The organism is Neobacillus oceani, from assembly GCF_046237595.1.
GTDB lineage: Bacteria > Bacillota > Bacilli > Bacillales > Cytobacillaceae > Bacillus_D > Bacillus_D oceani.
Map to the genome: position 1 here is coordinate 588,988 of NZ_CP143543.1, position 23,765 is coordinate 612,752.

The 23,765-nt window shown below is 44.6% G+C and carries 22 protein-coding genes; 20 read left to right on the plus strand and 2 right to left on the minus strand.

Annotation, left to right across the window (positions count from 1 at the left end; genetic code table 11):
* Positions 1-122: 122 nt before the first annotated feature.
* On the minus strand, positions 123-1,310 hold the full coding sequence (locus tag V1499_RS02910) for an MFS transporter (RefSeq protein WP_409273656.1): 1,188 nt from the start codon (positions 1,308-1,310) through the stop codon (positions 123-125).
* Between the two features lie 153 nt (positions 1,311-1,463).
* Here V1499_RS02910 and V1499_RS02915 point away from each other — a divergent pair, with 153 nt between their 5' ends.
* The 15 genes from V1499_RS02915 (at position 1,464) to V1499_RS02985 (ending at position 16,515) form a co-directional block, all read left to right on the plus strand.
* Positions 1,464-1,856 carry an OsmC family protein gene (locus tag V1499_RS02915; RefSeq protein WP_409273657.1) on the plus strand — a complete coding sequence of 131 codons (393 nt, stop codon included), beginning with the start codon at positions 1,464-1,466 and terminating at the stop codon, positions 1,854-1,856.
* A 79-nt stretch (positions 1,857-1,935) separates the two neighbouring features.
* Positions 1,936-2,979 carry a calcium/proton exchanger gene (gene cax, locus V1499_RS02920; protein WP_409276211.1) on the plus strand — a complete coding sequence of 348 codons (1,044 nt, stop codon included), beginning with the start codon at positions 1,936-1,938 and terminating at the stop codon, positions 2,977-2,979.
* Positions 2,980-3,333: 354 nt separating this feature from the next.
* Entirely contained in the window at positions 3,334-3,969 is a 636-nt protein-coding gene (locus V1499_RS02925; protein WP_409273659.1) for a YczE/YyaS/YitT family protein, read from the plus strand.
* Between the two features lie 103 nt (positions 3,970-4,072).
* On the plus strand, positions 4,073-4,831 hold the full coding sequence (locus V1499_RS02930; protein WP_409276212.1) for a YfkD family protein: 759 nt from the start codon (positions 4,073-4,075) through the stop codon (positions 4,829-4,831).
* 224 nt (positions 4,832-5,055) lie between these two features.
* Positions 5,056-5,808 (plus strand): hypothetical protein, encoded by a 753-nt coding sequence (locus tag V1499_RS02935; protein ID WP_409273660.1) that lies wholly within the window; start codon positions 5,056-5,058, stop codon positions 5,806-5,808.
* 290 nt (positions 5,809-6,098) lie between these two features.
* The gene (locus V1499_RS02940) at positions 6,099-6,497 is read left to right on the plus strand and encodes a PH domain-containing protein (protein WP_409273662.1); all 399 of its coding nucleotides are present in this window, start codon (positions 6,099-6,101) and stop codon (positions 6,495-6,497) included.
* A gap of 202 nt (positions 6,498-6,699) precedes the next feature.
* A complete protein-coding gene (gene ggt, locus V1499_RS02945; protein ID WP_409273664.1) occupies positions 6,700-8,379 on the plus strand; it encodes a gamma-glutamyltransferase in 1,680 nt (559 codons plus the stop codon).
* 63 nt (positions 8,380-8,442) lie between these two features.
* The gene (locus tag V1499_RS02950; protein WP_316570133.1) at positions 8,443-8,628 is read left to right on the plus strand and encodes an SE1561 family protein; all 186 of its coding nucleotides are present in this window, start codon (positions 8,443-8,445) and stop codon (positions 8,626-8,628) included.
* A gap of 153 nt (positions 8,629-8,781) precedes the next feature.
* Positions 8,782-10,329: a fumarate hydratase gene (locus V1499_RS02955; RefSeq protein WP_409273666.1), complete on the plus strand. Its 1,548-nt coding sequence runs from the start codon at positions 8,782-8,784 to the stop codon at positions 10,327-10,329.
* Positions 10,330-10,520: 191 nt separating this feature from the next.
* Positions 10,521-11,306, plus strand: a complete 786-nt coding sequence (gene pdaA / locus V1499_RS02960; RefSeq protein ID WP_409273668.1) for a delta-lactam-biosynthetic de-N-acetylase — start codon at positions 10,521-10,523, stop codon at positions 11,304-11,306.
* Between the two features lie 122 nt (positions 11,307-11,428).
* Positions 11,429-12,025, plus strand: coding sequence for a hypothetical protein (locus V1499_RS02965; RefSeq protein ID WP_409273670.1), 597 nt, complete (start codon positions 11,429-11,431; stop codon positions 12,023-12,025).
* Between the two features lie 231 nt (positions 12,026-12,256).
* The gene (locus V1499_RS02970) at positions 12,257-12,844 is read left to right on the plus strand and encodes a uridine kinase (RefSeq protein ID WP_409273672.1); all 588 of its coding nucleotides are present in this window, start codon (positions 12,257-12,259) and stop codon (positions 12,842-12,844) included.
* A gap of 140 nt (positions 12,845-12,984) precedes the next feature.
* Positions 12,985-13,848 (plus strand): DNA-3-methyladenine glycosylase family protein, encoded by an 864-nt coding sequence (locus tag V1499_RS02975; protein WP_409273674.1) that lies wholly within the window; start codon positions 12,985-12,987, stop codon positions 13,846-13,848.
* A 47-nt stretch (positions 13,849-13,895) separates the two neighbouring features.
* Complete coding sequence (gene rlmD, locus V1499_RS02980; protein WP_409273676.1) at positions 13,896-15,275, plus strand: 23S rRNA (uracil(1939)-C(5))-methyltransferase RlmD; 1,380 nt, start codon at positions 13,896-13,898, stop codon at positions 15,273-15,275.
* Positions 15,276-15,660: 385 nt separating this feature from the next.
* A complete protein-coding gene (locus V1499_RS02985) occupies positions 15,661-16,515 on the plus strand; it encodes a malate synthase (protein ID WP_409273678.1) in 855 nt (284 codons plus the stop codon).
* Between the two features lie 89 nt (positions 16,516-16,604).
* Here V1499_RS02985 and helD read toward each other — a convergent pair whose 3' ends face one another.
* Positions 16,605-18,941: an RNA polymerase recycling motor HelD gene (gene helD, locus V1499_RS02990; RefSeq protein ID WP_409273680.1), complete on the minus strand. Its 2,337-nt coding sequence runs from the start codon at positions 18,939-18,941 to the stop codon at positions 16,605-16,607.
* A gap of 448 nt (positions 18,942-19,389) precedes the next feature.
* Between helD and V1499_RS02995 the strand changes: the two genes are divergently transcribed.
* The 5 genes from V1499_RS02995 to V1499_RS03015 all read left to right on the plus strand — a co-directional run bounded on the left by V1499_RS02995 (position 19,390) and on the right by V1499_RS03015 (position 23,685).
* The gene (locus tag V1499_RS02995; protein WP_409273682.1) at positions 19,390-19,956 is read left to right on the plus strand and encodes a DUF4256 domain-containing protein; all 567 of its coding nucleotides are present in this window, start codon (positions 19,390-19,392) and stop codon (positions 19,954-19,956) included.
* Between the two features lie 277 nt (positions 19,957-20,233).
* The gene (locus V1499_RS03000) at positions 20,234-20,767 is read left to right on the plus strand and encodes a DUF1456 family protein (protein ID WP_409273684.1); all 534 of its coding nucleotides are present in this window, start codon (positions 20,234-20,236) and stop codon (positions 20,765-20,767) included.
* Positions 20,768-20,965: 198 nt separating this feature from the next.
* Positions 20,966-21,361 carry a VOC family protein gene (locus V1499_RS03005; protein WP_409273686.1) on the plus strand — a complete coding sequence of 132 codons (396 nt, stop codon included), beginning with the start codon at positions 20,966-20,968 and terminating at the stop codon, positions 21,359-21,361.
* Positions 21,362-21,378: 17 nt separating this feature from the next.
* Entirely contained in the window at positions 21,379-21,747 is a 369-nt protein-coding gene (locus tag V1499_RS03010) for an MmcQ/YjbR family DNA-binding protein (RefSeq protein WP_409273688.1), read from the plus strand.
* Positions 21,748-22,086: 339 nt separating this feature from the next.
* Complete coding sequence (locus V1499_RS03015; protein WP_409273690.1) at positions 22,087-23,685, plus strand: ABC transporter substrate-binding protein; 1,599 nt, start codon at positions 22,087-22,089, stop codon at positions 23,683-23,685.
* The last annotated feature ends 80 nt before the right edge of the window (positions 23,686-23,765 follow it).

The window sequence follows — 23,765 nt, forward strand, 5'->3', positions numbered from 1 at the left end:
AGCTGCCACCGATAAGCGATAGCAGCATAAAGCGTTTGTTTTCTAGTTTAGAATAATTCTATCATATAGTAGATGCGAAGGAAAGTAAAATAGGAATATAATCCCGAAATTGTGAAACCGGCTTACCTAGCAGACTCTTTTGTTAACGAACTGCCTGGCTGCTTGACAAAATAAAGGCAGGCAAAAATGATAAGCAGCAGGACGCTAATCATATAGAAAAACGTTGCACCCTCAGTATACTGGATGGCAAGTCCGCCTATGAAAGGCCCAGACATACTGCCAAAGCTAAAAAAGATTCCGCACATCAGGTTCCCGGCGGGAAGAAGCTGCTTTGGCAGCAAATCCGCCATATAGCTGATTCCAAGCGAGAACGTCGTGCCAACCGCCATACCAGCTAAAAAGAAGCAAATAAGAAGTCCAAGGGCTGTTTTATGAAAAATTCCCGCCGCGATAAAGAATATAAAGCCGCTGAGCATAATACCCATTAGAACGTTCCGCCTTCCGAATTTGTCGCTCAGCATACCGAGCGGAAACTGGAAAAGGATCCCGCCAATCGAAAATGCGGGCAAGATAATTGATACGGATGAAATATCAAGCCCATTCCGCAATGCCAAAACGGGGAAGTTCCCATTCAGGGAGGCTTCAAGGAATCCATACCCAAGCGGGGGCAGTAATGAAACCCAGGCAATTTTTAAAACCTTCCCGAAACGGGAAAAGGTGCCTAAATAAGACCCGGCAGAACCCGCCCCTTCCGTATCCGGGGAATCATTCCGCAAAAGCCAGACGAACAGCCACGAAATCATCGACAGAACGGACGAAACAATGAAAGGAAGCGCTTCATTGATTTCCACAAGCCTTGTCAAAAGGGGCCCGACCGCAAAGCCAATTCCGAAGAAAAGGCCGTACAGCGACACATTTCTGCCTCGTCTGTTTTCCGGGGACGCTGCCGTAATCCACGTCTGAGCGCCAAAATGGAGCATGTGGTCACCGATGCCAATCAGGAACCGTAGCATAAACCAGAACCAAAAACTCTTCCAGACAGGGAACAAAGCGAGTGCCACCGCCACGCTCAAGCCTCCTGCAAGGATGATAGGCTTATAGCCAAATCTTCTGAGCGGCGCCTCCATAAAAGGGGAGGCCAACAGTATTCCAATATAAAGGGCGGTTGCGTTGATTCCATTCAGGGAGGAAGAGAGCCCGTCTTGTTCAAAAATGATTGCAATCAGTGGAAGCAGCATGCCCTGTGAGATCCCGGAGATGCCGACCGTACTGACCAGGATCCAAAAATGGGCTGGGGGACTGTTTTTCATGATGAAAACCTCAATTTACTAGAATAGTCAAAATCGATAGTATCTGTTCGTGCCCCTTTTTGCAAGTGCAAGAAATGAAAAACTTTTCTCCGAAAACGTTTTGAGTTAATCTCAAAACAAGATACTTTTGGCAAAATAAATGAAGAGGTGAAGATGTTGATTTTTAAAATGAAAGAAGTCGGTTTTTATACAGAGCTGCCGTACGGGCGCCTCGATGTATCGGGCAATGAGCAAGCGGGCTTCCGTCCCTATCAGCTGATGGCCGCATCCGTAGCCGTATGCAGCGGGGGGATCCTTAGGACAATCCTTGAAAAAAAGAGGCTGCAGGTCGAGGATATTGAAATCCACACGGAAGTCGGCCGGAATCCAGAAAAGGTACATAGAATTGAAACGATTCATCTCCATTTCATTATTAAGGGTAAGGGGCTCAATGAGAAGCAAATTCAAAAGGCGATTGAGCTAGTCGGGAAAAATTGCTCGATGGCCCAATCCGTTCAAGGCAGCATCGACATCAGGGAAACGTTCGAACTCATAAATAAAGAATAAATGAAGGGAACGCGGGTAAAGGTAGAATTATAATCAGCACTAGGATTGAGAGGGGAAAATCGTGGCTAACAAGATTTTTATGATTATGACCTTTGTCGGCGTTCCTGTGTCTGTTATTGGGAGTCTCATGCATTGGCCGAGCACGATTATGTTCGGTATTTATTGTTTGACCATCATCGCATTGGCAAGCTACATGGGCAGGGCGACCGAAAGCCTAGCGATAATTGCCGGGCCCAGGATAGGCGGGCTTTTGAACGCTACCTTCGGGAACGCGGTCGAGCTGATTATTTCGATATTTGCCCTCAAGGCCGGACTGACCGGAGTGGTCCTCGCTTCACTAACTGGTTCTGTCCTTGGGAACTTGCTGCTTGTTGCCGGACTATCCTTCTTCCTGGGAGGGATTAAGTTCAAACGCCAAACGTTTAACGTCTATGATGCGCGCCATAACTCCGGGCTGCTGATGTTTGCAGTCATCGTCGCATTCGTCATCCCTGAAGTGTTCTCGATGGGAATGGATGAAGGCAAGACGATTTCATTAAGTGTTGGGATTTCCGTCATTTTGATTGCGTTGTACCTTGCGGCGCTCTTCTTCAAGCTTGTTACCCACCGAGGGGTTTACCAAAGTGAAAATAGCGGTGGTGGAGGCGGCCATGAGGAAGAACCGGAATGGAGCAAAATGAAGGCGATCGTCATCCTTGCCCTTGCCACAGTTGCAGTCGCGTATGTTTCCGAAAGCCTTGTCCACACATTTGAAACGGTGGCAGAATCGTTCGGCTGGACGGAGCTGTTTATTGGGGTGATCATTGTGGCGATTGTCGGTAATGCGGCCGAGCACGCATCCGCCCTCATTTTTGCCTGGAAAAACAAAATGGACATCGCTGTTGAAATCGCTATCGGCTCTACACTACAAATCGCGATGTTCGTCGCTCCAGTCCTTGTTCTCATTTCGCTTCTATTTAATGAAGCCATGCCGCTCGTCTTCACCCTGCCGGAATTGGTCGCAATGGCTTCATCTGTCCTGCTAATGGTCATTATTTCAAATGACGGCGAATCAAACTGGTTTGAAGGGCTGACGCTTCTAGCGGCTTATGTTATCATGGGAATCGGCTTCTTTCTGCTTTAAAAAATCCTTGGCAACACAAAATGGCTCGGGGCGCGAAGCCCGGAGCCATTCTTTAATCCAACTATTCACCCAACCAATAGCGTAAAACCGCCGCTGATGGAAGGTTCACTTGACTCGCCGATAAGGGTCCTCTGGTCAATTCGCTTTTATTTAGGGGACAACCACCAACCTTCATGTTTAATATGGTAAATTCAATTTCAGTTAACATAAATTAGTGTATCCCTGCCTCCTTTTATGGAAAGTTGCCAGCGAGTTGATCCTGCCCTCCTTTTTATTAAAGTAAGGTCAGTATACACCATTATTTAATTTTTGTAAACATTCTGAACATTTATTTTTACTAAAAAGGAGAATAAAATGTCGTTAGTCTATCGTTTTTTATTTTTTCTCATAGGGTTGATGATTTTAACAATCGGCATTTGCATGACGATTGTCGCTGACTTCGGGGCGGGTGCTTGGGATGCGCTGAACGTTGCGTTAACTGAAACGTTCGGCCTTTCAATTGGGCGCTGGGTCATGATAGTCGGGGCCATCCTGATTGTTGTGAATGCATTCCTTCATAAAAGCAGGCCAGAATTCCTGGCAATAGGTATCATTTTCGCAATAGGCTCACTAATTGATCTATGGATGTCCCTCTTCTTTAAAGGTTGGGAACCTTCAGGGCTTTACGGCCAGCTTTCCATGTTTCTTGCAGGAATCGTTGTTATTGGTATCGGAGCGGCTATTTACTTGCAGCCAAAATTTCCGCTTAACCCAATCGATTCCTTAATGATGGGAATCAAAAAACGGCTGAACGTCAGCATCATGACAGCAAAGACAATTGGGGAGCTGATCGCCCTGATCCTCGCGCTGGTTTTCAAAGGGCCAATCGGGCTTGGGACATTGATTATCACGTTCGCGATTGGCCCGGTCATCCAGCTTTTCTTCCCGCCTCTTGAAAAATTGTACAAAAAGCTGCTTGCTTCTGCCGAAAAACGCCAGGAAATTGGATAATATCGCCGAACTCCGAAAACAATAAGTGCAAACACATGCACCTTTGTGAAAGGAGTTCTTTTTTGTGGGAAAAAAACTTGTCGTTTTTATCATGATTACATTAATGGCCTCACTCACTTCGCCGGCTTCTGCTGAAAAGGCGCCGACACAGAAAAAGCTGATACCTGAAGGGGTTATGAATATTACGAAAGAAAACACCTACCCGAACCCGAACCAGGACGAGCCTCTACTCCAGCCAAGCGACCTTGCGAAAAAGCTAATCAAGTCATCCAGGATCAAAATAGAAAACCCGAATTTAATCCGGATGCTGAACGAGACATCGATCAGTACCACCCCGTTTGCCCTGGGATACAAAGCCATCATCTATCTTGGGCAGTGGCCGCTCAATTATGAATCGGCGGAAACGTCGCCGAATTGGGAATACCAGAGGATCAACACGAATTACTACGACAATCGGGGCGGAGAGAAGCCATACCAAATCCATTACGTACAGGAAGCACAGAAGGTCATCAAAGGCGGCCTGACGGCGAAAATCCCGAACGCCGATGAAGTGAAGAAAATGATGCTAATCAAAGCTGCCGGCAAAACAAACTTGCCACTCGCTTTTGAAACCGTCATTGGCCTCGGGACAAAGAAGGACCAGATTTACAACATCCCAAGGAAGCGGCTCGGCTATTTATATGCATATGCCCCGGCCATTAACGAAAAGGGAAAAATCACCTATGGCGAAGTGTACCTGGTACTAAAGGGCAACAAAAAAACACTCGTCATTAAAAATGTCACCTCCCAGGGAATCGGCGCCTGGATTCCGATACAGGATTATGTATCCTTCAGCTTCGCGGCAAGCGAACGCCCAAGGTAAAAAAGTTTCACTATTAAAGGGGCTATTTCCGGTCAAACCGGGATGGCCTTTTTGCATGGGACTGTTTATTCCAGACGGGGACTAGATTTCATCGTAAATGTCCTTGTAACCAATTATTGAACATCATGGAAATCCTCCTTTTCTTTGTTTAGGCAAGCCCCCGACCGGGAAATACACAAACAGGCTAAACTTTACTTTAAAATGATGTAAGGAGGAATTTGGCAATGAACGAGTACGAAAACCAAAACAACCAGAACTATGGCTACTCTGAAAGTGAAAAGAATAGCAAATTGCTGAAAGGGATCGTAATCGGCGGCGTAATTGGGGGAATATTGACACTTCTTGATTCTTCGACGCGCAACAGCCTGAAGGAAACCGCTGTGGACCTGAAAAATACGTCTAAGAACATGTTCACGGAAGTAAAGCAAAACCCCACTGAAGTAAAGGATCAGATGGTTTCACAGTTCCAACAGGCATCCAACGTGCTGAAAGAAGCGATCGCGGACGCACAGAAGCTGTACGATCGCTTGAACAACGACCTGTTCGGGAAAGTGTCCGAAGTGAAGGATATTTCAAAGGATGCGCTTGGCACGGTTATGGGCTTTAAAGGCGAGGTAAAGGAAATCGGCTCCAAGGTAGCGGAAGCAGGCTCAGAATTGAAGGCCGCCGCGCCAACGGGGTCGGAAACATCCTCATCCCAATCCGACAACTCGATGAATTCGGGAACTTACCTTGGCAAGGCGTCTGGCTCATTGACAGGATCGGCAGGGCTTGGAACCGATATGGAAACCAGTGATGGCACCGGTTTAGACGGATTGGGCAACTCTTCCGTGTCCTCCGGATCGGTGGATATGTCCGCAAGTGACGATTCATTCGAATCGGAAAAATCAGGCGGACTCGGCTATTCAAATGACAAGGGCCGTCACACAACAGGCGGACAAGAGTCACCGAACCACGACAAGGATGAAACATATTAATAAATCCTGACGAATAAATGAACCAGCGGGAAAACCCCGCTGGTTCATTTCGTTTCTTATCCTTTATTAGCTCGCCTAGCAACAAAACATGACGCAAAAAGTGTACATCTCGGTGGATGAGCCAGAAAGATTAATAAAATGCTTAATGGATGTGAAAAAGGAGCAGGAAGAGGGAATGTACATACCCGAAATAATGTTGTCCAAAGTGTAGCTAGAGAATAAATACCTGTTGAACAAAATGGTTGTAAAGGGTAAGTTTGAATAAAAAGGACAAGTAGGGGGATTTATTCGTGTATTTTCCATCAAAAAAAGATGTTTGGCTTACCCTCGTTATTTGGTTATCTATCCTCGTATGCTTAATACCACTGTTTTCAAAAGGAAATGGTTCGCCTATCACGACTGTCCCCATTGCCGGATTTTTGCTTTGGCTTTGGTTTTCGACAGGCTATAAGGTCGAGGGTGACATGCTAATTGTTAGAAGCGGACCCTTCAGAAGGAGTATTCCAATCAAGGAAATCGTGAAGGTTAAGCGGAGCAATAGTCTGCTCGCATCGTATGCTCTTTCCATTAAGCGGCTGGAGATACGATTTGGCAAATATGGTCAGGTTTATGTATCTCCCAGGGATGAGCACGGTTTTATAAAATCCCTTAAAAAAGTTAAATCAACAATTCAAACCGATATAGGATGAATTCTAGGCAGCCGAAGGGCTGTTCTTTTTTTACCGGAAAATTACTGAATGGAATTTTCGGATACCTGAAACAAGCTATTGTAAAGCAGCTCCTTAAGTAGGCCGACTTCTGTCCATTTGCCATTGACGTCCAGTTTTGCAGAAAAGCCATACGGGTACTTACTTGGTATAAGACATTGGACAGAGAGAGGAGAGGCAGCATTTGGCGCGTTCAGATAGATGCTCGATAGAAAGAGAAACAGCAACAGGAAAATACGGGATGGTGGCAACCGCCCATCCACTTGCGACCGAAATCGGTGCGAAGGTGCTAGAAGAGGGAGGAAACGCCATCGATGCCGCGGTGGCCATCCAGTTTGCCCTGAATGTCGGCGAGCCGATGATGACAGGCATTGGCGGTTCTGGTTTCTTCATGGTCTACCATAAGGAAACCGGTGACATCAAAATTTTTGACGGACACTCGGAAGCCCCGGCGGCAGCCCACCCGGAAATGTTCCTGGATGAAAACGGCGAGGTCATCCCTTTCAGGGAGCGGTCGACACACGCAACCGCAGTCGGGATACCGGGAATCCTTAAGGCAATGGATGCCGCGCTAAAAGAATATGGGAGCAAGCCCCTTGCCGAGCTTATCGAGCCTGCCGTGCAGGCGTGTGAAGACGGCATCCCCCTTAATTGGGTATTCATGAATTCGCTTGATCAGTTCGGTTACAGGCTAGGTGATGAAGCGAAGAAGGTTTATTTGTCAGAAGAAGGGAAGTTCGAGGAGGGCCATACCCTGAAAAAGCCGCACCTTGCAAAAACATTCCGTATATTGCAAGAAGAGGGCGTTGACACTTTTTACAAAGGAGAAATTGCCGAAGCCATTGTCGAAACACTTCAAAGCCTTGGCGGATTCATGACGTTGGAAGACTTGAAAGAGTACAAGCACACCATCGATGAACCAACGCGGGGCTCTTACAGGGGGTACGAAATTGCAGCCGCAAGCCCGCCGACCGCAGGAGGGCCAAGCCTCCTTTATATCCTGAAGCTGCTTGAGAAGTTTGATCTCGCTTCATATGGTCCGCGTTCGTGGGAAAAGTATTATTTATTCGCAGAAGCGATGCGGCTTGCTTTTTCTGATAAAATTGCCTACATTGCCGACCCGCGCTTCAATGAAATCCCATTGAAAGGGATGGCGGATGAGCGTTATCTCGCGGATCGGTTAAAATACATCAATTTTGAATTCAGAAATCCGGAAATCGATTTCGGTAACCCATGGAAGTATCAAAAGGGACAAGGCCGTCCGGTTGTGAGACAGCCGAATGACGAAGGAAAAAGTGAAACGACCCACTTTACCGTCGTCGACCAATGGGGAAATATTGTCGCATGTACATCGACGGTAGAACATCCATTTGGGACAGGCATCATGGTTCCGGGCTATGGATTTTTCCTGAACAATGAATTGACTGATTTTGATGCGATTCCCGGAGGGGTAAACGAACCAGGGCCGGGGAAACGGCCGGTCAGCTGCAAATGCCCGACTATTTTGTTCAAGGATGGCAAGCCAGCCCTGACCCTAGGCTCACCGGGCGGGCCGACGATTATCGCATCAGTTTTTCAGACAATCGTGAATTTCATTGATTTTGGCATGGATTTGAAGGCCGCAATTGAAGAACCGCGAATCTTCTCTACCCCGGGCATGTTGCTATCTTGGGAAGAGGGAATCGATATGCTGGCCAAAGGAAAGCTTGAATCGATGAATTTCGAGTTTGGCGATGAGCCGCATGTGATTGGAAACGTCCAGGCGATCCAGTTCGACCAGGAAACGGGAATGATGTTCGGAGCGGCCGATTCAAGCCGGGAGGGAACCGCAATCGGGATTGATTTTTTGTCTGGTGAGGAATAATAGGACTAGAAAAACAGTCCGTTTTCGGATAGGATGGTAAACGAGACGAAAGGAGCGAACCACTTGGGCAAAGACATTACCGACAAAGATACACAAGTAACATTCCTGAAACAGCGCCTGAACATGTTCATGGAACTGCTTGAGGCGATTGAACCTGAAGACGCGGACGTTGACGACATTGACCGCTTGCTCGAAATCATCGACGAAATCGAATCCAAAGTACGCGAATTCAATAATCGCGACATCTAGACCCTGCTATGAGCAGGGTTTTTTAAATGGACACATAAATTTAAGAATCAAACATACTGTAATCCCTTTTGCATTCGAGGTATAATGGACGAGAATGGGAATGTTTGCACTTTTCATACTATAACTGCTGTTTCATACAAGGGGGAGAAGACAGTGAACATAGAAAAGTTTCAGGAAAGTATGTACAAACTGATTGTGGAAACGTCTACAAAGCTGCCGAAAGATGTCCGCCGGGCAATCAAGGCCGCGGCAGAGCGCGAAAATGCCGGCACGCGTTCGGCAATGAGCCTTGCGACAATTACGAACAATATTAAAATGGCCGATGAACAGGTTTCGCCGATTTGCCAGGATACCGGGCTGCCGACGTTCAAAATCAAGACCCCGGTTGGCGCGAACCAAATTCAAATGAAAGCCGCCATCCAACAAGCGATTGCTTTGGCGACAAAGGATGGAAAGCTCCGCCCGAACTCCGTCGACTCGCTGACAGGTGAAAACAGCGGCGACAACCTTGGCGGGGGAACTCCTGTCATCAAGTTTGAGCAATGGGAAAAAGACTATATCGATGTCCGCCTTATTTTAAAAGGCGGGGGTTGTGAAAATAAAAATATCCAATACAGCCTTCCTTGTGAGCTTGAAGGGCTTGGCCGCGCGGGCCGGGACCTTGACGGAATCCGCAAATGCATTATGCATTCCGTCTATCAGGCGCAGGGACAGGGATGCAGCGCAGGATTTATCGGCGTTGGCATCGGCGGCGACCGTTCTTCAGGCTATGACCTTGCCAAAGAACAGCTTTTCCGTTCCAATGATGACGTGAACCCGAATGAAGACCTACGCAAGCTAGAGGAATACATTATGGAAAATGCCAACAAGCTTGGCATCGGTACTATGGGCTTTGGTGGGGAAACAACCCTTCTTGGCTGTAAAATTGGCGTCATGAACCGGATTCCAGCAAGCTTCTTTGTATCGGTTGCCTACAACTGCTGGGCGTTCCGCCGTCTTGGAGTCAATGTCCATCCTGAAACTGGAGAAATCATGGATTGGATGTACCAGGAAGGTGAAATGATCGACTTCAAGCAGGATCAAACGCTCGCAGCACAGGAAACTGCCGCGGCATCTGAAGGAGTTATCACGCTGCAGGCACCCATCACCGAAGAACAAATCCGCAGCCTGAAGGTTGGCGATGTTGTCCAAATTAATGGAATGATGTATACAGGCCGTGACGCAATCCATAAATACTTGTCGACAAACGATTCCCCAGTCGACCTGAACGGACAGGTCATTTACCACTGCGGCCCGGTTATGCTGAAGGATGAAGAAGGAAAATGGCATGTAAAGGCTGCCGGCCCGACAACAAGTATCCGCGAAGAGCCTTATCAGGGTGATATCATGAAGAAGTTCGGCATCCGCGCCGTTATTGGAAAAGGCGGAATGGGGCCGAAAACACTTGCAGCGCTTCAGGAGCATGGCGGGGTTTATTTGAACGCAATCGGAGGAGCGGCACAGTATTACGCGGATTGCATTAAATCTGTCGAAGGAGTCGATCTGATGCAGTTCGGCATTCCGGAAGCAATGTGGCATCTCAAAGTTGAAGGATTTACCGCTGTTGTCACGATGGATTCGCACGGGAATAGCCTTCACGCAGATGTCGATAAATCCTCTCTCGAAAAGCTGGCACAGTTTAAGGAGCCGGTGTTTAAATAAGAATATTCTGATAAAACGACAGCCTTTCGTAAGGAGGCTGTCGTTTTTTTGTCCAGCCAACAGAAATTGCCGGAATTTCCCGGGAAATTCAAGTGGTGCAACACAATTCTCCATAGTGTAAATATTGCCAGCAGTATTATCGACATGGATTCCAAACACTAAAGAAAATTGGGTTTGGAGGAATCCTCAAAATGAGAAAATTGTATATGATTTTGATTGCTGTTTGCATTATCCTCGCTTTTATTCCAAAAAAGACTCACGGCCAAACCTCATCTGCACCGTTTGGTTGGGGGTTTAAACGCGGGCAAAACGAACAGCAGGCTGATGCAGGATGGCAATATGAAGCACTCCTCGAAAAGAACGGAGCATTTTACAAGGGTAGCGATGACGAGAAAATCGTTTACCTGACTTTCGACAATGGCTATGAAAACGGCTATACGGAAAAGGTTCTCGATGTCCTGAAAAAAGAGAAAGTCCCAGCGGCATTTTTCGTAACCGGCCACTACATTGAGAGCGCGCCGGAATATGTGGAACGAATGGTAAGGGAAGGGCATATCGTAGGGAACCATTCTTGGGGCCACCCTGATTTTACAAGGATACCTGACGCACAAATCAAAGAAGAGCTTGAGCGGGTCCGGGCAGCCTATCAAGAGCTGACTGGGAAAAAGAAAATGGCCTATGTCCGGCCGCCTCGCGGAACGTTCAGTGACAGATCCATGGCTGTAAGCAAGGAAGCCGGTTATACACACGTATTCTGGTCACTCGCATTTGTCGACTGGAATGTGAACCAGCAAAGAGGCTGGCAATATTCGTATGACAACATCATGCGGCAAATCCACCCGGGAGCCGTCATCCTGCTCCATTCTGTTTCTAAGGACAATGCCGACGCCCTTGAAAAAGTGATCGTCGACCTAAAGGCAAAAGGCTACAAATTCAAAAGCCTCGACCATTTGGCAAAACAGCAAAAAGCAAAGTAGTCGAAAGAACTGCAGCGATGCAGTTCTTTTTTGATTCCTGTCGGTTTGTTGTTAACCAAATGGTATAATTGGTAATATAAACCTATCTTAAGCTGCTTAGCAAAAACTAATGGAGGTAACGAATGAGAGAGGTAATGCTAAAAACCGAGAAAAGTCCGATGCTGACGGTTGTTTGGGCGATTATTTTATTTGTTTGCAGTTCTTTTATGCCCTTTATTATTGTTTCTATGATTCACAGCTATCTGTTCAAAAGTCCCCAGCAGTGGTTATTTATTGCGCCTGGCCAAGGTTATGTAACTTTCATGGCGGGAATGTTTTGGGTTTCGATTGTCATGTTTCTATATGTCTTCATTCAATACAAATACCATGTAAAATTTATGAAGTGGATTGTGTTAGCGCTTTTCTCTATTAGTATCCCCATGTTTATGTTCGGGTCTGAACACTACTACTTTTTTGACGAAAATGGCCTTCATTACAATGGCCTAAGTACGTTTAATCAAACAACGACTTATGATTGGGCAAGTATGAAAGAAGTAAAACAAGTATATGCCAATAGGCCAACGAACAACGCCAGGTATTTGGATAACTATGTATTTATCATGTCGGACAACAGGCAAATTGTTATTCCTTATGACTCTGAACTTAGAAGAAACGAAAAACGAATTTTGGTGAAACTGGAGAGAAGCCAAGTCAAAGTTATAGATAATTATTATGAATGAGAAGGATGAAAATACCGGCACAGCGAATGAGAAAAAAGTATGGAATTATGGGGAAGTTGGACTACGGCCCAAAAGGGGTTAGAGGTTCTGATAGCTCAAGGCCTTCAAATATGTCATTACCCAAACCTGGAATTTGGCGTTTGGAACCTTTCCGTTGGGAATAAAACCATTGGGTCTATCGGTGTGGATGTGAAGGGAAATAATTTGGTGGAGAAGGGGGCGGCTATCGAAATGCAAATAGAGACGTTTGAACAATTAGTTAGGGCGATTGATACACTTCCGAGAAAACAAAAAACCTTGATTATCGGGGTTGATGGATGCGGGGGCTCAGGGAAAAGCACTTTGGCCAGAAAACTGAAGGAAGCAAGGAAAGATGCCACTATTGTCCATATGGACGATTTTTATTTTCCATCGAGCCAAATCATAAAAGGACTGCCACAGGATAAGCCGGTTGGCGCGGATTTTGACTGGCAAAGGGTATTAAATCAGGTGCTGCTGCCGTTGAGCAAGGATCAAGAAGGTAACTATCAGCGTTACGATTGGAACAGTGATCAGCTTGCTGAATGGCATTGTGTTCCCATTGGCGGAATTGTCATTATCGAAGGAATATCATCGACCCGGCATGAGCTGGCGGATTACTACGATTTCACGATCTTCGTGGAATGCCCGTACGATATCAGGCTGCAAAGAGGACTTGAACGGGATGGAGAAGGGGCCAGGGACATGTGGGTAAACAACTGGATGGTTGCGGAACAGATGTATATAGAAGCGCATAAACCGCACGAGCGGGCCAACTTGGTGATAGATGGGACGAAGTAGCTTTTTCGCCTAAATAAATGATTGGATGCTGGTCAAACATATTACACTTGACCAGCATCTTTTTTAGTTGTTCACAGTGTTTTAGGCCATCCCAGGAAATCATGCTATAATCAGGGAAAATGGACAAAGGGGAAACGAATGTGTGGCAGGAATCAATTCAAATAGAAGGCCCGTATAATTTTGACAGGGTCCTTGACCGGTTATCGATGGACCCGCTCAATGCCCTCAACCTTGAAAAAAGGACAATCACGGTACCAATCAAACTTGGCGGCGAAGCTTACACTGCAATCGTCACCGCAACTGGCACGACCGATCAGCCAAGCTTCATCATTGAGGCGGAAAACGGCGATAAAGAGCTTATTATCAAGCGTATCGCAGAGGTTTTCCAATGGGAAGTGCCGTTAAAGGATATTCACGAGTATTTTGGTAAAACTGACCTCAACGAAATTTTTGAGGAGCATATTGGCACCCCCCTGATTCTCGACTTTGACCCGTTCGGCTGTCTGCTGAAATGCATCATCCATCAACAGCTGAATATGGCATTCGCCATAAAGTTGACTGAACGTTTTGTGAAAAAATTCGGCTACGAAAAAGACGGTGCCTGGTTCTATCCGGATCCCGAAACCGTTTCCGCGCTGACAGTCGAAGAACTTAGGGAACTCCAATTCAGCGGCCGGAAAGCCGAATATTGCATCGACATTGGCAAGGCTGTCGCCGAGGGCGGTCTGGATATAGAGGCATTGAAGCATGAGGAAGAGCAGGTTATTTTTGACAAGCTTATCAAAATACGCGGCATCGGCGCATGGACAATCCAGAATTTCCTGCTATTCGGGCTCGGCCGCCAAAACCTGTTTCCAATGGCAGACATCGGCATCCAAAACGCACTGAAAAAACTATACCAGCTTGAACGCAAACCAACCCTAGAAGAAATGGAACGCTACAAAACCGGCTGGGAACCATATCTAAGCTACGCATCTCTCTACCTTTGGAGAAGCATTGAGTAAAGTACGCGCTTCTTTTTAAAGAGGGATAGTAAACGGAGTTGACCATCATGAAAAAAGATCAGGCAATTAAAATAGAACCAAAGCAAACCTTCCCGTTAACAATTAAAAGGCTCGGCATCAATGGGGAAGGCGTCGGCTATTTCAAAAGGCAGGTGGTCTTTGTCCCCGGCGCGCTTCCTGGTGAGGAAGTCGTTGTTGAAGCAACCAAAATCAATCCGAAGTTCGCTGAAGCCCGGATCAAAAAAATCCGTAAAAAATCGCCTTACCGGGTGGCTCCGCCATGTCCTGTTTTTGAACAGTGCGGAGGCTGCCAGCTCCAGCATCTCAAGTATGAACGGCAGCTTGTCGAAAAGCGCGACATCGTCCTGCAGTCACTCGAACGCCATACAAAGCTGAACTTAAATGAAATCGACGTCCGCCCGATGATTGGCATGGAAGACCCTTGGGCGTACAGGAACAAAAGCAGCTTCCAGGTTGGCGTTGAAAAAGGTAAGGTTCTCGCTGGATTATACGGACTTAACTCACATAAGCTCATTAACATCGAGCAATGCGCCGTCCAGCATTCCGCTACGACTGATGCAACATTAAAGGTACGTCAAATTCTCCAGGATCTACACATTCCAATTTATAATGAGAAATCCCGGAAAGGAATCGTCAGGACGATCGTCACCCGTGTCGGCATCCAGTCCGAGGAACTCCAGGTAGTCCTGATTACAACGCAAAAAGACATTCCTAAAAAGGAACTATTAATAGAAGAAATTAAAAAAAGACTGCCCGGTGTTAAATCAATTGTTCAAAACATTAACGGAGAACGGACTTCCCTCATTTTTGGAAAAGAAACCGCTACCTTGGCCGGAAGTGATTTCATCCAGGAAACACTAGGCGATTTGCAATTTGAGCTTTCCGCCAGGACGTTCTTCCAATTGAATCCCGTCCAGACAGTAAAGTTGTACGATGAGGTAAAAAAGGCGTCCGAGCTCAGCGGTGTGGAAAAAGTCGTCGACGCGTACTGCGGAGTTGGAACGATCGGCCTTTGGGTCGCTCGCCAGGCAGGAGAAATCAGGGGAATGGACATCATCCCAGAATCGATTGAAGACGCAAAGAAAAACGCCGCCCGCCATGGCATTAAGCATGCAAATTATGTAACGGGCAAGGCGGAAGAATGGCTGCCGAAATGGACGAAAGAAGGCTGGTGGCCCGACGTTGTCATCGTCGACCCGCCGCGGACAGGCCTCGACGGCAAGCTGCTTGATACACTGTTAAAGGTAAAACCAAAAAAGATTGTATATGTGTCCTGCAACCCATCAACACTCGCGAGGGATATCCAGACATTAAGCAAGGAATTCAAAGTTGAGTACATTCAACCGGTCGACATGTTCCCGCAGACGGCGCATGTGGAGTGCGTCTCGCAGATGATATTAAGATAGTAAATGAGGCAAGAGCTATACACTCTTGCCTCTTATTTATTTTAGGATTGGTAAACTGAGAATGGATAATTGATGAAGTTATTTCAAAAGTGTAAATAGAATAAAATTTTCATTTTACCTTACAACAAAACATGTTGTCAACAATAAATTTGTGTTATTTTCGAATAAATGTTACAATAGTCTTACAATTGTTTTTTAATCGTATTCTGAATTCAGCTGTACTTTTTGCAGATAGAATTATGGATACGGTTTTTTTAATATCTTTTTTTAAAACGAAGAAAAAAATCAAACAATTGTGTGAGCTTTAAAGGAATTTAGGTGAATAAAATTATCAATTTACTAACTAGTAGTAGTCGAGTTTTTATTTACAAGGAGGACTAGAATATTGAATCTAATCAATAAGAAAGTTACACACAAGCGGTTTGGCATGGGTAGTATAGTGAAACATAATGATTCACGTATTGTCATAAATTTCGCATCGGAAAATAAAAACTTTGTTTTCCCCGATGTATTTGAAAAGCACCTAAAACTGCATGATAAAGTTGCAGCTAATTCACTTGAAAAAGTTATACAAAAAATGGAAGTCGAACGAAAAGAGGAAGAATGGAAGAAGGAAGAGGAAAAAAAGCTACAACAAAAAAAACTGGAGCTTCGCTGGGAACATGAAAAACTTATGAAAAATCATAAACTTCATCCTGAATCACAAATGGTTTTTTGGTGTGACACAGAAGAACAGAATAATTCTTTTTCAGAGTGGAAGGTTTTTTCAGGCGTATTAAAAAGTGGTAAAAACCAGGGGGAGCCAAACAAACCCATTCGCTTGCATCAAAATAGCGCTGTCCTGTTAACAACAAGAGATTCTAGTCTGCCTGAACAAGACAGGCGTATCTTAGGTGTCTATATGGTGAATGAAAACTTTATCGGTAAGCTTTGTGAAGATGGATTTATTCCCGCTCATTCAACATACAGACTCCAACTTACTGAAAAAGAGTCGGAACAGATGCTTTTCTGGAACTATTACGTAAATGAGAAATTGCCCCACAGAATGACATGGAATACCGGTAAATACCGTTATTTTGATAATTTGTGGATGGCTCAAATTTTGCTTGATATCGTTTCACTGAAAAGTGACCCGAAGGAACGAGAACTGGCACAACAATTTTTTGAACATTTTTGCAAAATGAATCAGATAACCGAGCAAGAGTTGCCAAAGCCTAATGGCGCTTTATTGCGTGTTTAGCCGTTAGCCATAATTAATACGTAACGAAATATATTTTAAAAGAAGGCAACTTACCCAAATAAACTGGGAGTTGCCTTCTCTAATTTTATTCATGTTCTGATATAACCTTCCCGTAAAGCGCCTTTCAAAAATGAGCTGGGTTCACCCACACTATATAGCTGCAAAGAATGCATTGCCCTAGTGCAAATGGTGTAGAAAATTCTCCGTAGGCTCTCATCACCATATGTTTGCTGCGATGCATCATAAATGATGACGGCATCAAATTCGATTCCTTTTGATAAATAGGATGGGATGACCACTACTCCTTGTTCGTATTCAATTGAATTGCTTTTCAGGAGTTTAATATCATCGATGCCAGCCAAAGCTTCAAAGGCACTTGCACTTTCCGCGGAAGATTTGCATATGATTGCTATGCTGTTAATCCCGAATCCTCGTAGTTCAGCTACCTTGGTGGCAATGCAGCGGTGCAGCTCGGCGTGGTTCGCCAATTGAGTCAAGGCAGGCCGCTCACCGTCACGTTCAAAAGGGATAATCCGGTCGCCGCCAGGGATGAGTCTGCGTGTAAATTCGATAATGGGTTTTGTGGATCGGTAGCTCCGTGCCAAGTTGATCACTTCTGTTTCTTCGGGTCCGTAAAGATTGGTAAGCATGTGGAAGTCAACCGTTTCACTGGCATGGGCGAATATAGCCTGATTAAAGTCGCCAAGAACAGTCATCTTTGCCGAAGGGAACAATCGCTTCAAAAACTCGAATTGAAATGGTGAATAATCCTGTGCCTCGTCAATGACTATATGTTTGATCGAGCTGTTCGTCTGAAAACCTTGGATTAGCTCTTTTAAAAGTAAATACGGAGTAGCGTCTTCATAGTATAATTTACCGTCTTCCAGCGCTTCCAGTGTCAATCGGCAAATATCCTCCCACTCTGGGGGTGCTTCCCCCTCCAGCCACAGTTTGATCTGAGAGGGGTCGGTAAATAGTTGTTTGTACATCCCCTTGATGTCAATGAAACGAAAAGCCCGAATTCGATTTCGAATCAGCTTTAATTTCCTGCTTACGATCAATCGGGCAAGCCCTTCGTACTCCATTTCATAATTGATAACCGCTTCGCCTTTAAACCCTCGTTTTTTCGCTAAGTAGGTGTAAGCCTTATGGTACTCCTCGTTGCTTAGCAACTCAATTTCCTCTTGGACCCATGGCTTAGACCGTTCGAACTTTTCGGCTTCATCTATTTTCTTCATCAGCCAATCCTTCAACTTTTCAAGCCGGTTATGGAATCGAAGTGAGGTGTCGCTGCTATAAAACCTTTCTGCGATTTGTTGAGATGTAACAATCGGCTTTCCTCTGAAGGTAAATCCTTTGAATAACATTCCGGTTTGCCCTAGCGACTCCCGATATGATTTGATTGCCTCAAAAAAGCGGATGGATGCCTTGAAACGGATGCCAGCAATCCTTTGCCTGTATGAAGGGGAATTTACCGAAGTTAAAACATATTCCAGTTGCTCGTAAGGATTTTCAATTTGAAAATCTTTTCCAAGCCGATGGATTAAATATTCCTGGAATGTTACCTGCTGCATATTCTCTTCCCCAAGTTCCGGCAACACATTGGATACGTAACTATTGAACATCGAATTAGGTGAAAAAAGAATAATTTGATCGGCATTCATTCGATCCCGGTATTTGTAGAGCAAATAGGCAATCCGCTGCATGGCGGCCGATGTCTTTCCGCTGCCGGCTGCACCGTGTACAATGAGCAGCCGCCCGCGATCATGGCGGATGATCCTGTTTTGCTCCTGTTGAATGGTAGCGACGATATTGTGCATATATTTGCCAGTACCTTTGCCAAGCACCTTCTGTAAAATTTCATCTCCGATGGTCAGACTCGTATCAAACATGGATTGAAGCTCGCCGCCCCGGATAAGATATTGCCATTTTTTCTCCAATACACCATTGATAATTCCTCCGGGCGTGGCATACTTAGCGGGACCTGGCTGGTAGTCGTAGTAAACACTAGAGACAGGTGCCCTCCAGTCGTAGACAAGGAAATTTTCACCACTATTATCCGTCAGTGTGGAGATTCCAATGTAGATCTGCTCCTGAGTTGATGTGCCGTCTTCGATGAAATCAATTCTGCCAAAGTAGGGGATTTCCTCCATACGGCGCAGCGCGGATAATCTCCTCGATGCATGTCTGTGGGTGCTTTGGCTAACGGCGAGGGCTTGGGCTTCTTGCCGTAAGCCGATAATCGTTTCAAGGTAATCATCAAAGGTATCCGTATTCACCTTGATTTCGTCCCAAAAGTGTTTGCGGATGTGAATGACTTCATTTCGATGCTGGGTAGTTTCTCCCTCCAACCTGCTGATTTGCAATTTAATCGTATTCATTACACTGTCCACTCGTTTTTGCTCCCGTTGAAATTCCGAATTCACAGCAAACACTCCTTTTAAAAAAAATAGTGGTTAGGGGTTGACTCTTGATGGGGTTAGGGTGTATAATTATAATAGGGGTAAATAGGCACATAAACTAATATCAAGTGGCTATCTATATAAATTTACCACGCTTTTTTGCTTTTATCAATGGATCGGACAACTTTCTTTGGTTGTCTTTTTAAAATTGAACATACATTCTTTTAATCGCCAAGCAAGAAACCCTTCATGTTATCAGTTATGAAGGGTTTCTTTTTTGTAAATTGGTAACCACCAACGATCCATGTGTTAAAATCATCTTACACAGATTAAAGCAGGAAAGATGATTAGTGGTAAAAATAATGAAATTCGGACAATAATGAAATAATGAACCAGATTGGTTCGTGTGTTTTTACCCAGAGGATGAAGCAATAGTAACAAAACGCAAATATAGTAAACGAGGTGCTTTTATATGGAGAATAAAAAAAGAATATTGTCCTCAGAACAAAGTGAACAATTGCTTGGGACATTGAAAGCCCGTTTTGAAAAAAACATGGATCGCCATAAAGGTCTTGATTGGGCCAAAGTACAGGAAAAGTTGGAAATGCATCCTGAAAAGCTGTGGTCGTTAAATGAGATGGAAATTACCGGTGGTGAACCGGATGTTGTTGGTTATAATGAAAAGGCGGGCGAATACATATTTTATGATTGTTCGGCGGAAAGTCCAAAAGGCCGCAGAAGTGTTTGCTACGACCGTGAAGCGCTCGAGTCAAGGAAGCAGCATAAACCACAAACAAGCGCATTGGATATGGCTGCTGAAATTGGAATTGAGATTCTAACAGAAGAACAATACCGAGAGCTGCAGGAACTTGGAAATTTTGATACGAAAACATCGAGCTGGGTGAAAACACCTGCGAATATTAGAAAACTTGGCGGGGCAATCTTTTGTGATCGCCGCTACGACACTGTCTTTGTTTACCATAATGGAGCGGAATCCTATTATGCCGCAAGAGGTTTCCGTGGATTATTAAGGGTTTAAATTTGTGTGACACGCTGCCAGGTGTAGGAGCCGAGGTACCTATATCCAATCTTTTTAATAATAAAGAAAAAATATCTACCCTTTGTTAGAATTTTCTATAGCCATCACGATCCAGAAGAACATCCGCGATACGCAGAGGGTTAGGGAAAGAGATTGATTCTTATTTTAAAAATACAATGGTATTCGAATGCATGCATTCGGATACCATTTGTCTTTTTGAGAATAGTCGCTGAAGTAGAATTCTGAAGGCTAGTTGAGTAATAATAGAAGAAACAGGATGGACACAGGAGGTTTTTCGTTGGAAAACAATGATATTTTAATCAGAGTCCGGTATGCCCTGGATATTAAAGATAATGACATGGTGAAAATCTTTAATCTGGGTGGCCATGAAGTCTCAAGGGATGAAGTGAAAATGATGCTTACGAAAACGAAGGACAGCTACGAGGATGAAGCTGTTCATGAGGAAGACGACAGTATAAAAATCAATAACAGCAAGCTGGAGTCGTTTTTTAACGGGCTGATCATTTTTAAGAGAGGGCCACAAGAACAAAGGCCTGGACAGCCTGACCAAACCCAGGCAGCGTTAAAGAGCAATGAACCTGTAAACAATATGCTTTTAAAGAAACTGAAAATCGCCCTGGCATTAACGAGCGAAGACATAATTGATATTTTGACAATGGCCGGCGTTACAATCACAAAAGGAGAACTTGGTGCGTTATTGCGGAAAAAAGGCCATAAAAATTATAAGGAATGCGGGGACAAATACGCCCGGAATTTTTTAAAAGGATTGGCTATTAAGTATAGGGGCTAGCTTTCAAAGACGAAAAGTGTCTGTAACACCTGACTTTAATACTCAGGGGGACAGGCACTTTTTGTTTTTTGTGTGAAGACATTAATTAATTATTCTAAATATTGTTTTTATTAACTTCGCATCGGGTTATAATTGTTGATAGCAACTTGAAAAGCAGTTTATGGCAGGAAAAATATTTTAAAAAGAGGGTGTTCAGTGATGGGAAGACTTATTCATTTCGAAATTCATGTTGATGAGATGGAGCGAGCAAAAAAGTTTTATGGCGAGGTTTTTGGATGGACATTTGAGGATTGGAGCGAGTATGCGGGTATGCCTTACTTTGGGGCAGTGACCGGCAATGAAGGTGAACTAGGCATCAATGGTGCATTAATGAAGCGACAAGGTGCCCGGCCTGAACCGAACCAGGCTATGAACGGCTATGCATGTACAATGGGGGTGGAAGATTACGATTCAACTGAGGCTAAAATCATCGAGAATGGCGGCCAGGTCGCAATGCCGAAGCACCCCCTTCCAGGAATGGCGTGGCAAGGCTACTATCTTGATACCGAAGGAAATATATTTGGAATTCATCAGCCGGATGCGAATGCAAAATAGGATTCGGTGAATAAGACATGATATCACAAGAAAACGCAGGCATGTTAGAAACTCTGCGCACAATCTGCCTTGCTCTGCCCGAAGCGGTTGAAATTGTTGACGGATTCGGCCACAAGACGTTTAAAGTCAATGGAAAATCATTCGTAATTTCAGGTGAAAGCGAAAAGGGATTTAATGTGTCTTTCAAGTCGGACCGGGAATCCCAGGAATTGTTGCTTCAGAAAGAGCATTTTTTTAAAACTCCATACATAGGGCATCATGGCTGGGTTTCCATCCAAAATCCCGCTGGGGAACAGTGGGATGAATTGACCGGTCTTATCCAGGAAGCCTATCTGCGTGCGGCACCGAAGCGTTTGGTTAAGCAGTGGATGGAGTCACATAATTAAGTGAGTAAAGTAAGGAAAGGTGGGGCTCCCGCCTTTCTTTTTTTCGTTTATTTGATCCCGTCGGCAAAATCATCGAGATTGGATCATAAAGATTGAATAAACAAAATAAGCATTAATGTATCTAATTTATCAATACATATCTTAAGTTATTAACGGAAATACAGATTAGGAAGATATTGTGAAGAGTTTAATATATTGTAAATTTAGTGGTATAGTGAATAAAGTTCCAATATGGGGACAGATTGACTTCTATTTCTTCTGGTGATAGATTATTCTTATTGGAAAACTAGGGATTAAGATTTAGGTAGGAAAATCAATAGATTTATAGGAGGTAAAAAAATGAATAAAAGATTAGTATCTTTATCCGCCTTGATTTTAGCATTGTTGCTAACTTTGGCAGCATGCTCAGGTGATAAAGATTCATCAAAACCATCTGGCGGGAATGAAGGCAAAGGTACCGCTAAAGAAGGCGGAACTTTGACAATCGCGGTTTCCGACAATCCTCAAGTGATGAACCCGCTCTATGCGAATGACCGCGTTACACTCACTGTCCAACAGGCGCTTTATGCACCTCTTTATTTCATGGAGGATGGCGGCAAAAAGAAGTTTGTCCTGGCAGAGAGCTTCGAACCTTCAGAGGACCAACTGACATGGACATTGAAACTAAAAGACAATTTGAAATGGCATGATGGCCAAAAGATAACAGCGGATGACATTGTGTTTACAATCGATTCAATTCTGGATGAAAAACAGAGCAGTTCCATTCGCGGCAGCCTTGTTTTCGATGGCCAGCCTTTAAAAGTGGAAAAAGTGGATGAATTGACAGTAAAGTTCACGCTGCCACAGGTAACTGCTTCCTTTGAAGGAGCATTGAACGATTTCTTCCCGATTCCAAAGCATGTTTTTGAAGGGGAAACCGATTTGATGAAGAGTGAAAAGAACCAGGCCCCAGTTGGCTCCGGTCCTTTCAAATTCAAGGAGTTCAAATCGGACCAATATGTTCAGCTTGATCGCTTCGATGAATATTTTGCAGGAAAGGCGAAATTGGATTCCATCGTTTACAGGGTTGTCAAGGATCCAAACACTGCGAATATTTCACTTCAAAATGGCGAAGTCAACATGAGGCTTATCGACCCTCAAGATTATAAGAAGTTGGATGCAACAGGAAAGTTCAATATGCACCGATACCCTGAAGGCCGACTCTTTTACATGGCGTTCAACCTGAACAGCAAGGCTGTCCAAAGCAAAGAGCTTCGCCAGGCTGTCGCCCATGCACTCGATAAAAAGGAATTGATTGATTCAGCGTTTATTTCGGCCGATTTTGCTGAACCTGCTGCATCGGTCCTGACTCCTGATACAATGCACCACACCCAGGACATTACGACATATGATTATAGCCAGTCGAAAGCAAAAGAGCTTCTGAAAAATGGCGGTATTAAAGAAGGGCATACTCTCCGTGTAATTTACGCAAACAACAATAAAATCATGGAAAGCTTGGCACTTTATACACAGCAGAAGCTTCAGGAAATTGGCTTGAAGGTGGAGCTGACGCCGATGGATCCAAGTGCGTATGGCCAGAAGACACTGGATATGGCAACCACTGATTATGATATCAGCTTTGGCGGATACATCATGGGGCCTGAGCCGGACGTCTATAAGTCATTGTTCCAGAGTGATGCTGCATACAACTTTGCCCGTTATAAAAACGCTGAATTCGATAAGCTTTGGGATAAAGCGGCAGTAGAAACGGATAAAGATAAGCGTGCTGATTTATACAAGCAGATCCAGGAAACTGTTGCCCAGGACGTTCCTTACTTACCGCTAGCTTATCCAAAGGCAAGCCTTGCGGTGGATAAGAAATTTGCCGGCATTGAGGATGCAAAACTGATTCCTGTTACGATGGTTGAAGATCTCTCAAAAATTTATCAAGTTGAATAGTCCTTTTGCAAAAAAGCTGATAAAAGCATCAGCTTTTTTGCAGTTTTAATACGTATGGGCGGTACTCAGCCTGCCAAAGG